Annotated in this window: 11 protein-coding genes and 1 pseudogene; 9 read left to right on the plus strand and 3 right to left on the minus strand. The window is 72.2% G+C overall.

Annotation, left to right across the window (positions count from 1 at the left end):
• The 3 genes and pseudogenes from ACTS11_RS18235 to ACTS11_RS18245 all read left to right on the plus strand — a co-directional run.
• Positions 1-108, plus strand: a pseudogene (locus tag ACTS11_RS18235) (PfkB family carbohydrate kinase); the annotation flags it as partial.
• 4 nt (positions 109-112) lie between these two features.
• Positions 113-1,021: a pseudouridine-5'-phosphate glycosidase gene (locus tag ACTS11_RS18240; protein ID WP_442641710.1), complete on the plus strand. Its 909-nt coding sequence runs from the start codon at positions 113-115 to the stop codon at positions 1,019-1,021.
• Positions 1,022-1,115: 94 nt separating this feature from the next.
• Positions 1,116-1,826 carry a DUF502 domain-containing protein gene (locus tag ACTS11_RS18245; protein WP_442641711.1) on the plus strand — a complete coding sequence of 237 codons (711 nt, stop codon included), beginning with the start codon at positions 1,116-1,118 and terminating at the stop codon, positions 1,824-1,826.
• 4 nt (positions 1,827-1,830) lie between these two features.
• Here ACTS11_RS18245 and ACTS11_RS18250 read toward each other — a convergent pair whose 3' ends face one another.
• Together ACTS11_RS18250 and ACTS11_RS18255 are read right to left on the minus strand one after the other, a co-directional pair.
• Positions 1,831-2,706 (minus strand): DMT family transporter, encoded by an 876-nt coding sequence (locus ACTS11_RS18250; protein WP_442641712.1) that lies wholly within the window; start codon positions 2,704-2,706, stop codon positions 1,831-1,833.
• Between the two features lie 116 nt (positions 2,707-2,822).
• Positions 2,823-4,667, minus strand: coding sequence for an extracellular solute-binding protein (locus ACTS11_RS18255; protein WP_442641713.1), 1,845 nt, complete (start codon positions 4,665-4,667; stop codon positions 2,823-2,825).
• Between the two features lie 281 nt (positions 4,668-4,948).
• Here ACTS11_RS18255 and ACTS11_RS18260 point away from each other — a divergent pair, with 281 nt between their 5' ends.
• From ACTS11_RS18260 to ACTS11_RS18275, 4 genes are all read left to right on the plus strand, one after another.
• Positions 4,949-6,121 carry an MFS transporter gene (locus ACTS11_RS18260; RefSeq protein WP_442641714.1) on the plus strand — a complete coding sequence of 391 codons (1,173 nt, stop codon included), beginning with the start codon at positions 4,949-4,951 and terminating at the stop codon, positions 6,119-6,121.
• Between the two features lie 93 nt (positions 6,122-6,214).
• On the plus strand, positions 6,215-7,000 hold the full coding sequence (locus tag ACTS11_RS18265) for a 3-hydroxybutyrate dehydrogenase (RefSeq protein WP_442641715.1): 786 nt from the start codon (positions 6,215-6,217) through the stop codon (positions 6,998-7,000).
• A 93-nt stretch (positions 7,001-7,093) separates the two neighbouring features.
• Complete coding sequence (locus ACTS11_RS18270; RefSeq protein WP_442641716.1) at positions 7,094-8,128, plus strand: patatin-like phospholipase family protein; 1,035 nt, start codon at positions 7,094-7,096, stop codon at positions 8,126-8,128.
• Positions 8,129-8,192: 64 nt separating this feature from the next.
• A complete protein-coding gene (locus ACTS11_RS18275; protein WP_442641717.1) occupies positions 8,193-8,534 on the plus strand; it encodes a hypothetical protein in 342 nt (113 codons plus the stop codon).
• Positions 8,535-8,567: 33 nt separating this feature from the next.
• Here ACTS11_RS18275 and ACTS11_RS18280 read toward each other — a convergent pair whose 3' ends face one another.
• The gene (locus ACTS11_RS18280; RefSeq protein WP_442641718.1) at positions 8,568-9,188 is read right to left on the minus strand and encodes a helix-turn-helix domain-containing protein; all 621 of its coding nucleotides are present in this window, start codon (positions 9,186-9,188) and stop codon (positions 8,568-8,570) included.
• Between the two features lie 66 nt (positions 9,189-9,254).
• On the opposite strand from ACTS11_RS18280, the gene ACTS11_RS18285 reads away from it, so the two are divergent.
• Positions 9,255-10,739: a class I adenylate-forming enzyme family protein gene (locus tag ACTS11_RS18285; protein WP_442641719.1), complete on the plus strand. Its 1,485-nt coding sequence runs from the start codon at positions 9,255-9,257 to the stop codon at positions 10,737-10,739.
• Positions 10,736-11,339 (plus strand): DsbA family oxidoreductase (locus ACTS11_RS18290; RefSeq protein ID WP_442641720.1); only part of this gene is annotated, 604 nt, incomplete at its 3' end. The genes ACTS11_RS18285 and ACTS11_RS18290, both read left to right, overlap by 4 nt.

The raw sequence follows: 11,339 nt of genomic DNA on the forward strand, positions 1-11,339 counted from the left end.
GGCGACACCTTCATGGCCGCACACATCGCGGCGGAACTGGGCGGCGCGGGGCGTCAGCAGGCGCTCGAGGTCGCCGCCCGCGCCGCCGCCCTCTACGTCTCGGGATAGCACCATGCACGACCTCATCGCCCCCTCCGCCGAAGTCGCCGGGGCGCTCGCCGCCGGGCGGCCCCTCGTCGCGCTCGAATCGACCATCATCACCCACGGGATGCCCTTTCCGCAGAACCTCGAGACGGCCCGCGCCGTGGAGGAGGCCGTGCGCGAGGCGGGCGCGGTGCCCGCGACGATGGCCGTGATCGGCGGGCGCATCCGGGCGGGCCTCGATCCCGACGCGCTGGAGGAGTTGGCCCGCGCGAAGGACGTCGCCAAGCTCAGCCGCGCCGACATCGCGGCCTGCCTCGCCTCCGGCCGGACCGGGGCCACGACCGTCGCCGCGACGATGATCGCGGCCCGGCTCGCCGGGATCGAGGTCTTCGCCACGGGCGGCATCGGCGGCGTCCATCGCGGCGCGGAGCAGAGCTTCGACATCTCGGCCGACCTGCACGAGCTGGCCCAGACGCCGGTGACGGTGGTGGCGGCGGGCGCCAAGGCGATCCTCGACCTGCCGAAGACGCTCGAGGTGCTGGAGACGCTGGGCGTGCCGGTCATCGCGGTCGGACAGGACGCCTTCCCCGCCTTCTGGTCGCAGGACAGCGGGCTCGCCGCGCCGCTGCGCCTCGACACGGCGGGCGAGATCGCGGCCGCCCATGCCATGCGCCGCGCCCTCGGCCTGCCGGGCGGACAGCTCGTCGCCAACCCGATCCCGGCCGCCCACGAGATCCCGGCCGCGACGCTCGCCCCCCTGATCGCCGAGGCGCAGGCGGCGGCGGAGGCGCAGGGCGTGAGCGGCAAGGGCGTGACGCCCTTCCTGCTGCAATGGCTCCTCGAGCGGACGAAGGGGCGGACGCTCGAGGCCAACATCGCCCTCGTTCTGAACAACGCCCGGCTCGCCGCGCACATCGCGCGCGCGTTGAAGCCCTGAGCCGGTCCACCCGCGTCGCTTGTCCTTGTGCGGACGCCCGGCAGCGACTACCTAATCCGTGCTGAACCCGAGCCCCCGTAAACCCAGACGCGGAATGCAACTGCCCGAGACGCCCCCGCCCCCGAAACGCGGCTTCTTCGCCGGGCTCCGGTCGAGTTTCTTCGCCGGGCTGGTCGTCATCGCGCCCATCGGCGTGACGATCTGGCTGATCTGGACGCTGACGGGCTGGATCGACAGCTGGGTGCTGCCGCTGATCCCGGCGGGCTACAACCCCGCCCTCCTCATCAACGAATACACCGGCATCGAGGTCAACATCCGCGGCCTCGGCGTGGTCACGTTCCTCCTCTTCACGATCCTCGTGGGCTGGGTCGCCAAGGGCCTGATCGGGCGGTCGCTGATCCTCTGGGCCGAAAGCCTCGTCCTCTCGATCCCGCTGATCCGCAGCCTCTATTCGGGCCTCAAGCAGATCGTCGAGACGGTGCTGAGCCAGGGCGAGCAGAACTTCGACAAGGCGGCGCTGATCGAATATCCGCGCAAGGGGATCTGGGCGATCTGCTTCATCTCCTCGAACGCCAAGGGCGAGGTTCAGGCGAGCACGTCCGAGGACGTCGTGGCCGTGTTCATGCCGACGACGCCGAACCCGACTTCGGGCTTCCTCCTGTTCATTCCGCGCAAGGACCTGATCGTGCTCGACATGAGCGTGGAGGACGCGGCCAAGCTGATCATCTCGGCCGGCCTCGTCTATCCGAACGGCGAGGACGCGAAGAAGGCGCTGGAGGACAAGGTGCCCGCCGCGGCCGAATAGCCGCCTAGGCCGGAACCGCCCCGCGGCGCACGCCCCCGAGCGCGTTCAGCAGCACCGCGCCCAGCACGAAGCCGCCGCCGAGGAGCGTCGCGTTGCTCGCCGTCTCGCCGAGGAACACCCAGACCCAGAGCGGCGCGAGCATCACCTCCAGCATGGTCAGCAGCGTGAGGTCCGCGGCGGGCACCACCCGGCTCCCCAGCGTGTAGAGCGCCATGCCGCCCGAGAGCGTGACCGCTCCCATGGCCAGCGCCCAGCCCGCGTCCGCCACCGGCACGGCGAGCGTGGCGCCCCCGAGCGCGGTCATCCCCGCCGCGGCCGTGGAGGCGAACAGGCCGCCCAGAAAGACGACGGGGAGCGTGTCGGCCCGGCCGCCCGCGCGCAGGATCACCGTGAAGACGGCGAAACCCGCCGCGGCCATGAGCGCCGCGACATTGCCGAGGAGCGCGCCGCGCTCGAGCCCGCCCTGCACCATGATCGCGATGCCCACGAGCACGATGACGATGGAGATCCAGGTCGCCCGCCGAACCCGTTCGCCCAGGAAGGCCCAGCCGAGGAAGGCGGCGATGAAGGGCGAGGCCGCGAAGAGGAAGACGGCGTTCGCGATCGTCGTGCTCTGGATCGCGTAGACGGTGCCCCCGAAGGCGAGGACGAGACAGAGGCCGCCGCCCACCTCCGTCGGGCCGACGCCCCGCATGGCCGCCAGGAACCGCCCCCCGGCGCGCCAGGCGATGAAGAGCGCAAGCACCGGAAGCATCCCGACGGAGCGCCAGAACAGCACCTCCCAGGGCCCCGCGCTCTCGATCTGGCGGAACATCAGGCCCTGGAGCGACCAGAGGAAGGCGGCCGCCATCACCAGCGCCGCGCCGGTCCTGTAGTGCATCTTCGTCCCCGGTCCTGCCCGCCTCGATCAGGGCCATCTGTCGCGCGGGCGCGCCCCCTGTCGCGTCCGGTTGCGACAGGGGGCGGGGACGTTTTCGGCTCACCGGGTGGGGGACGCTACTCCTCCACCCACCAGACATCGGGCTGCCAGCCGATCCAGTCGCCGTAGATCGGGATGACGTCCGGGTAGCGCAGCTCGGCGTTGTGGGCGATGCGCGCGATGGGGTTGTGCCAGAACGGCACGACGTAGCGCTGCGAGATCAGCACCCGGTCGAGCGCGCGCACGGCGGCCACGTAGTCCTCCTGGCTCTCGGAGGTCAGCATCCGGTCGATCATCGCCTCGATGGCCGGGTGGCACGCGCCCATGAGGTTCCGCGAACCCGTCGTCTCGACCATGTCGCAGCCCCAGTAGAGCCGCTGCTCGTTGCCGGGGCTGAGCGAGAGGCCCCAGGTGCCGTACGTCATGTCGAAGTCGAAGGCGTCGGCCCGCTCGCGGAACTGCGCCGAGTCGATCGAGGTCACGGTGGGCGTGATGCCGATGCGCGCGAGCGCCTCGGTATAGATGTTGACGATCGCCTCGTTCTCGGAGGAGCCGGTCTGGAGCAGGATCTCGAAGGTGAAGGGCGCGCCGCCCGGCGTCGTCATCACCCCGTTCTCGACGGTATAGCCCGCCTCTTCCATCAGGCGCAGCGCCTCGGCGATGCCCGCGCGGTTGCGCTCCGACCCGTCCGAAACGGGCAGGACGTAGCCCTCCAGCGCACCCGGCAGGAGGTCGGCCTCGAAGGGGGCGAGGAACTCGGCCACGCGGCCCTCGGCGGGCCCCGGAAGCATGCCGAGCGGCGAGTTCGAGTAGTAGGAGTTGATCCGGGGCTGTTCGCCGCCGTTCAGCGTCTGGTTCACGAACTCGAAGTTGAAGGCCTGGATCATCGCCTCGCGCACGCGCCAGTCGGCGAAGGCCTCCTTCCGCGTGTTCATGACGAGACCGGTCATCCCCGAGGGCCGCTGGTGCGGAATCTCGGAGAGGACGACTTCGCCCGACCGCACGCGGGGAAAGTCGTAGCGCGTGGCCCAGTCGGCGGCGTTGGTCTCGCGGATCGTGGTGATGATTCCGCTGGTGAAGGCCTCGAACATGGCGGTGCCGTCGGCGAAGAACTCGAAACGGACCTCGTCGATCACGTTCGTCCCGCGCCGGAAGGGGATGTCGGCGCCCCAGTAATCGGGATCGCGGCGGAGCGAGACGAAGCGCCCGGCCTCGAAATCATCGACGACATAGGGCCCCGTCGCGATCGGGATGACGTCGAGCCCGCTTTCGGCGAAGTCGACGCCCTCCCATTGCGCGGCCTTCAGGATCGGCCTGAGCCCCATGATGAGCGCAAGCTCGCGGTCGGCCTCGGTGAAGGTGAGGCGCACGCCACGCTCGCCCACCGCCTCGATCGAGGCCACGCGCGTCCAGGCGTTGAGGTAGCGCGGGTGCCCCACGGTGCCGAGCGTCTCGTAGGACCAGATCACGTCCTCGACCGTCACCGCGCTGCCGTCCGAGAAGCGCGCCTCGGGGCGCAGGGTGAACTCGACCCACATGTGATTCGGATCGACCTCCACCGACTCGGCCAGCAGACCGTAGAGCGTGAAGGGCTCGTCCCAGGACCGGCCCATGAGCGATTCGTAGGCGAGGAAGCGGAGCTGCCAGGGAACCGAGCCGAGACGGATATGCGGGTTGAGGCTGTCGAAGGAGCCGACCTCGCCCGTCACGATCCGACCGCCCGTGGGCGCATCGGGGTTGACGTAGGGCAGGTGCGTGTAGTCGGCGGGCAGCGCGGGCTCGCCGTACATGGCGATACCATGGGAGGGCTGCGCCGCCGCAGGGCCAACTATTGCTAGCGCGGACAGGATCGCGCCGACAGCCAAAGCCCTGTGCAGGCGGCCGGGCGATCCGGTGATTCTCGTGATGGTCTGCCTGGACATGCCTATGTTCCTCCTGCCGGGCCCCGTGTTCTCCTTGGTCCGGAACGCTAGCCGGGCAAAAGCACGCAATGCAACTTTTCGGTTGGACACGCGGCAAGTCATTGCTTATAAAGGCACCACTGCTCGATAGGTTTCTTGCCTGTATGAAACCTGCCTCAATAACTGAACGCCGGCCTCGTGCCGGCGTTTTTTTTGGCACGGCAGCCGGGTAGCGGCCCCGACCGGATCGGAGCGCCCCGCCCCCGCGTTGACCTCCGATCCGCATCGGAAGGGGCGCAGCCATGTCGGACCTCACCAGGCTCTCGGGCGCGGGCTTCGCGGCGACCGCCATCGCCTTCGGGCCGGGCCGCACGGGCTTCGGCCTGTTCCTGCCCGAGTTCCGCGAGGCGTTCGGCCTGTCCTCCGCCACGGCGGGCCTGATCTCGGGCGCGGGCTTCGCAGGGTTCCTCGTGGCGCTCGTCGCGGCGCAGGTGCTCGATGCGCGGCGCGGCCCGAGGCTGCCCGTGGCGCTCGGGCTTCTGGCGGCCGCGCTCGGCTCCGGCATCGTGGCCGCGGCGTCGAACGCGGCCCTCCTCGCGCTCGGCACAATCCTCGTCATGTCGAGCGCGGGCTTCGCCTGGACCCCGTTCAACGACGCCGTCCACCGCGCGGTGCCGAGCGCCGAGCGGCCCCGCTCGCTCTCGGTCGTCAGCACCGGGACGAGCATCGGCGTCACCGCGGCCGCGCTCTGCGCCGGGGCGGTGGCGCTGTCGGGGCTGTCGTGGCGCGTGGCCTGGGCGGTCTTCGCCGCGGGCGCGGCGGCGGCCGCCATCGTCAACCTCGCGGCGCTCAGCCGCGTCCGCGGCGCTTCGGGCCCCATGCCCGAGGCCGCGATCCGCCGACTGATCGCGCGCCGGGCCTGGCCGATCCACGCGCTCGGCCTCTCCTTCGGGATCACCACCGCCATCTACATCTCCTTCGCCGCCGACCGCATTGCGGCCACGGGCGGCCTGCCCGGCGCCGGGGCGGGCCTCGCCGCGCCGGTCGTCTTCGTCGCCTACGGGGTCTTCGGGCTGGCCGGACTGGCCACGGGGCGCGTGCGGGCGCGCCTCGGCCTGCCGGGCATCCTGCGCGCGCTCCTGCTGGCCTCGGCGGTCTCGCACCTCCTCGTCGCGCTGGTGCCGACGGGCTGGGCCGAGGTCATTCTCTCGGCCGGACTCCAGGGCGTCTACGTCATGATGGCGAGCGCCGTCCTGTCCTTCTGGTCGGAGCGGCTGTTCCCCGCCCTGCCCGCCTCGGGCTTCACCGCGGCGCTTCTCGCCGTCGCGGCGGGGAGCGTCGGCGGCCCCGTGCTGGCGGGTCTCGTGCGCGAGGCGGCTCCGGCGGGCGCGATCTTCCTCGCCGCCGCCGCACTCTCCGCGGGGACGGCGCTGCTCCTGCCGCGCGCGGTCCACCGCCGCTCGGGGCGGGGCTGATCCGTTGCCGCAGGCGTCCGTCCCCCCTGTTCCTTTTGCAGATGCAGCACTAGGCTCCGCCCCGCATCGTCGAGACGAAGAGGAGCGCGTATCATGGCCATCACCACCGACCTGTCGGGCAGAACCGCCGTCATCACCGGATCGAATTCCGGCATCGGCCTCGGGATCGCGCGGGAACTGGCGCGCGCGGGCGCGGACGTCGTTCTCAACTCCTTCACCGACCGGGAGGAGGATCACGCGATCGCCCGCGAGATCGCGGCCGAGACCGGCGTGACCGCGCGCTACATCCGCGCCGACATGTCGAAGGGGGCCGAGTGCCGCGCACTGGTGGAAGAGGCGGGCGCCTGCGACATCCTCGTCAACAACGCCGGCATCCAGCACGTCGCGCCGATCCCGGAATTCCCGGCCGAGAAGTGGGACGCGATCATCGCGATCAACCTCTCCTCGGCCTTCCACACCACGGCCGCCGCCCTGCCGCTGATGCGCAAGGCGGGCTGGGGGCGCGTGATCAACATCGCCTCGGCGCACGGCCTGACGGCCTCGCCCTACAAGTCGGCCTACATCGCGGCCAAGCACGGCATCGTCGGCCTGACCAAGACCACCGCGCTCGAGACGGCGGAGGAGCCGATCACCGCGAACGCGATCTGCCCGGGCTACGTGCTGACGCCGCTCGTCGAGGCGCAGATCCCCGACCAGATGAAGGCGCACGGCATGGACCGGGACACGGTGGTGCGGCAGGTCATGCTGGCGCGCCAGCCGTCGAAGGAATTCGCCACCGTCGAGCAGATGGGGGGCACGACCGTCTTCCTCTGCTCGGACGCGGCGGCGCAGATCACCGGTACGACGATCAGCGTGGACGGGGGCTGGACCGCGCTCTGACGCTGCGGAGGCTGGCGGGGGGCGCTGCCCCCCGGCGCCTGCGGCGCTCCCCCCGGAGTTTTCTGCCAGGATGAACGAGGAGGGCCGTCTGCCATGGCCGGGACGAAGCGGATCAACCTCGCGCTCCAGGGCGGCGGCGCGCATGGCGCCTTCACCTGGGGCGCGCTCGACCGGCTGCTCGAGGAGGCGGAGGTCGAGATCGCGGCGATCAGCGGCACCTCGGCGGGGGCGCTGAACGGCGCGGCGCTGAAGGCCGGGCTCGCGCGCGGCAGCCGCGAGGCGGCGCGCGAGAACCTGGAATGGCTCTGGGAGCAGGTCGGCGCGATCACCGACCTGCGCCTCGCCCCCTGGCTCGAGGCGGTGGCCCCCTCCTCGGTCAGCGCGGCGATCGAGGCCTCGCTGCCCTTCGCCTTCACCGACGGCATCGCGCGGCTCGTCAGCCCCTATGCCTCGGGGCCGTTCTACGCCAACCCGCTCCAGCGGATCGTCGAGCGCTTCCACTACGACGAGGTCTGCGGCGACCCGGGCCCGCGCTTCTTCATCTGCGCCACGAACGTGCGGACGGGGAAGATCCGCATCTTCACCGGCCCCGAGATCGGGCCTGACGCGATCATGGCCTCGGCCTGCCTGCCGACGCTGTTCCGCGCGGTCGAGATCGCGGACCCCGTCACCGGGCGGCTCGAGGCCTACTGGGACGGCGGCTACACCGGGAACCCCGCGCTCTACCCGCTCTTCGCGCCGGACCTGCCGGGGGACGTGCTGGTGGTGAACATCAACCCGCTCCTGCGCGACGAGGTGCCGACCTCGGCCCGCGCGATCCAGAACCGGATCAACGAGATCAGCTTCAACTCCTCGCTCCTGCGCGAGCTGCGCGCCATCGACTTCGTGCAGCGGCTGCTCGCCGACGGGACGATGCCGGAGGGCACGATGAAGCGGGTCCGCGTCCACATGGTGTCGGACGACGCGCTGATGCGGCAGCTCTCGGTCGCGACGAAGCTCGTGGCCGTGCCGCAGGTCCTCCACCAGCTGCGCGCGGCGGGGCGGGCGGCGGCGGAGGCCTTCCTCGACACCCATCTCGGCAAGATCGGCCGCGAGAGCAGCGTCGATCTCCGCGCGATGTTCGGCTGAGCCCGGAACAAGCGGCGCGCGCGGGCCGTTGCCCTTCCGGACCCGGGCAGAAGGAGGGGACGACATGCAGTGGGACGAGATCCGCGAGAACTGGACGGCGCTGATCCCGTCGGTCATGGCACGCTGGCCGCAGCTCTCGGAGGAGCAGCTGACGGGCATGAGCGGCGAGCGGGGTGAACTGGTCGCGGGGCTCGTGCAGACGGGAACCGAGGCGCAGGAGGCCGAGCGCGAGGTCGAGGACTGGCGCGAGACGCCGCTGCCGCTCGACGCCTATGCCGACCCGGATCACGACCAGGCCGCCGCGCAGGACGCGAAGGGCTACGTTCCCGAAGGCGAGGACCCGCTGGCCGACGACCGGCGCTTCGGCGACGACGACGTGCCGGCCCGCCCGCTCGGGCGGCGCTGAGGCCCGGGCGGGCTCGGGCGAGCCCAGGTGAGCTCAGGCAAGGGACGTGACCCAGAGGATCGTGGCGTCGTCCTCGGAGATCGAGACGACGTTGTGGCCCATGGCCGCGTCGTAATAGGCGCTGTCCCCGCGGGCGAGGTCGACGGGCGCGTAGAACTCGGTGAAGAGGCGGATGCGCCCGGTGAGGACGTAGAGGAACTCCTCCCCGTCGTGGCGCACCCAGCCGTCGAACTCCTCGAAGGCGCGGGCGCGGATGCGGGCGCGGTAGGGCAGCATCGCCTTGCGCGTCAGCGCGCCCGCGAGAAGGTCGTGCTCGTAGGTGGCGGTCGGATGCGCCTGCCCCTCGCCTGCGCGCGTCACCGCCATGCGCCCCGTCACCTGCGCCTCGGAGGGCGGGGTGAAGAGCTGCGGCACCGAGACGGCGAGGCCCTGCGCGAGCTTCTTCAGCGCGTCGTAGGTGGGCGACATCTGCCCGTTCTCGATCTTCGAGAGCGTCGAGCGCGCGAGGCCCGCCGCCTGCGCCGCCTGTTCCAGCGTCCAGCCCCGCTCCTTGCGAAGCGCGCGCACGCGCGTGGCGAGGTCGACCGGCTGGGGGGCCGGGTCCTCCGCGCCGGTCGCGCGGGCCAGACGGATGAGGCTCGGTTCGTCCTTCATGACCGCCGATCTAGCGGGCCGCCGCGCGTCTTGCAACGCGGAGGTCGGCGGCATAGGGCGGAGGACATGAGCGCGCCCTGCCCCGCCCCCTTCAACCTCGCCGCCTACGTGCTGGAGGCCGGCCTCCGGACGCCCGAGAAGGTCGCGCTCGCCGTGGTCGGGCCTGCACGGGCGGAACGGTGGAGCTACGCGCGCCTGACGGAGGCCGTGCGGGGCATGGCGGGCGCGATGCTGGCGGCGGGGCTGGTGCCCGGCGACCGGGTGCTCCTCCGGCTCGGGAACACGGTCGAGTTCCCGGTCGCGTTCCTCGGCGCGGTGGCGGCCGGGATCGTGCCGGTGCCGACGGCGGCCGCGCTGACCGGGGGCGAGGTCACGCGGATCGCGCGGCTCGTCGCGCCTGCGGCCGTGCTGGCGGGCGAGGGCATCGCGCTGCCAGACATCGCCGCGCCCGTCCTCGCCGACCTGCGGGGCATGATGGCGGCCGCCCCTGCCGACTACGCGATGGGGTCGCCCGACCGGCTCGCCTACCTCGTCTTCACCTCCGGCTCCTCCGGTGCGCCGAAGGCCGTGGCGCATGCGCACCGCGCCGTCTGGGCGCGGCGGATGATGCATGACGGCTGGTACGGCCTCGGGCCCGAGGACCGCCTGCTCCACGCGGGCGCGTTCAACTGGACCTTCACGCTCGGGACGGGCCTGCTGGACCCCTGGTCCGTCGGGGCGACCGCGCTCGTGCCCGCGCCGGGGACGGAGCCCTCGGCCCTGCCCCTCCTCCTCCGCCGTCACGACGCGTCGATCCTCGCCGCCGCGCCCGGCATCTTCCGGCGGATGCTCGCGGGCGGCAAGCTCGACCTGCCGCGCCTCCGCCACGGGCTGTCGGCGGGCGAGAAGCTGCCCGAGGCGCTGCGGACGCGCTGGCGCGAGGCCACGGGGACCGAACTGCACGAGGCGCTCGGCATGTCGGAATGCTCGACCTTCCTCTCGGGCGCGCCCGCCCGCCCGGCGCCCGAGGGCACGCTCGGCTTCGCGCAGGACGGCCGGCGCCTCGCGGTCCTGTCCGAGGCGGGCGCGGAGCTTGCGGACGGGGAGATCGGAACGCTGGCCGTCCACCGCGCGGACCCGGGCCTGATGCTCGGCTACTGGTCGGAGGGCGGCGCGCTCGACCTGCCGTTGAACGGCGACTGGTTCGAGACCGGCGACCGTGTCCTGCGGCGGGACGACGGCGCCTTCGTCTACCACGGGCGGCGCGACGACCTGATCACGGCGGGCGGCTTCCGCGTCTCGCCGCTCGAGATCGAGGCGGTGTTCCACGGAGCGCCCGGCGTCGCCGACTGCGCCGCGCTGGCCGTCAGCCCGAAGCCCGACACGACGGTGATCGCCCTCGCCTGGGCGGGCGACGCGGAGCAAGCGGACCTCGCCCCACTGGCCGAGGCCGCGCTCGCGCGCTACAAGCAGCCGAGGGCCTACCTGCGGTTTCCCGCCCTGCCCCGCTCCCCCAACGGCAAGCTCGACCGGCGCGCGCTGGCCGACCTCGCGCGAAAGGCCATGCCATGATCCCGCTCGCCATCATCTCCGACCCGATCTGCCCCTGGTGCTACATCGGCTGGACGAACCTCGCCCGCGCGATGGAGGCGCGGCCCGACCATCCCTTCGCGGTCGAATGGCACCCGTTCCAGCTCAACCCCGAGATGCCGGCGGGCGGCATGGACCGGCACGACTACCTCGAGCACAAGTTCGGCGGGCGCGAGGGCGCGCTGCGGGCCTATGCCCCGGTGCTGGAGCATGCCGAGCGCGCGGGCCTGACGCTCAACCTCGACCGGATCGGACGGACGCCCTCGACGCTCGACGCGCACCGGCTGATCCACTGGGCGGGGATCGAGGGGCGGCAGACGCCCGTGGCGCTGGCCCTCTTCCGCGCCTACTTCGTCGACGGGCGCGACATCGGCGACCGCGACGCGCTCCGCGAGGTCGCCGAAAGCGCGGGCCTCGACGGCGCGATGATCGCGACGCTCCTGGACGGCGACGCCGACGCCGCCGAGATCCGCGAGCGGGACGCCACGACACGCGCGCGCGGCGTCACCGGCGTGCCCTGTTTCGTCGTGGCGCGGCAGCACGTGGTGACGGGGGCGCAGCCGCCGGACCTGTGGCTGCGGG

The organism is Roseicyclus sp., from assembly GCF_052168335.1.
Taxonomy (GTDB): Bacteria; Pseudomonadota; Alphaproteobacteria; order Rhodobacterales; family Rhodobacteraceae; genus Roseibacterium.

Excerpts from the sequence above, each read along its gene's own strand:
- ACTS11_RS18285 (WP_442641719.1), top strand. The coding sequence starts at position 9,255 with ATGAGCGCGCCCTGCCCCGCCCCCTTCAACCTCGCCGCCTACGTGCTG.
- ACTS11_RS18250 (WP_442641712.1), bottom strand. The coding sequence starts at position 2,706 with ATGCACTACAGGACCGGCGCGGCGCTGGTGATGGCGGCCGCCTTCCTC.
- ACTS11_RS18245 (WP_442641711.1), top strand. The coding sequence starts at position 1,116 with ATGCAACTGCCCGAGACGCCCCCGCCCCCGAAACGCGGCTTCTTCGCC.
- ACTS11_RS18270 (WP_442641716.1), top strand. The coding sequence starts at position 7,094 with ATGGCCGGGACGAAGCGGATCAACCTCGCGCTCCAGGGCGGCGGCGCG.
- ACTS11_RS18240 (WP_442641710.1), top strand. The coding sequence starts at position 113 with ATGCACGACCTCATCGCCCCCTCCGCCGAAGTCGCCGGGGCGCTCGCC.
- ACTS11_RS18260 (WP_442641714.1), top strand. The coding sequence starts at position 4,949 with ATGTCGGACCTCACCAGGCTCTCGGGCGCGGGCTTCGCGGCGACCGCC.
- ACTS11_RS18280 (WP_442641718.1), bottom strand. The coding sequence starts at position 9,188 with ATGAAGGACGAACCGAGCCTCATCCGTCTGGCCCGCGCGACCGGCGCG.
- ACTS11_RS18265 (WP_442641715.1), top strand. The coding sequence starts at position 6,215 with ATGGCCATCACCACCGACCTGTCGGGCAGAACCGCCGTCATCACCGGA.
- ACTS11_RS18255 (WP_442641713.1), bottom strand. The coding sequence starts at position 4,667 with ATGTCCAGGCAGACCATCACGAGAATCACCGGATCGCCCGGCCGCCTG.
- ACTS11_RS18275 (WP_442641717.1), top strand. The coding sequence starts at position 8,193 with ATGCAGTGGGACGAGATCCGCGAGAACTGGACGGCGCTGATCCCGTCG.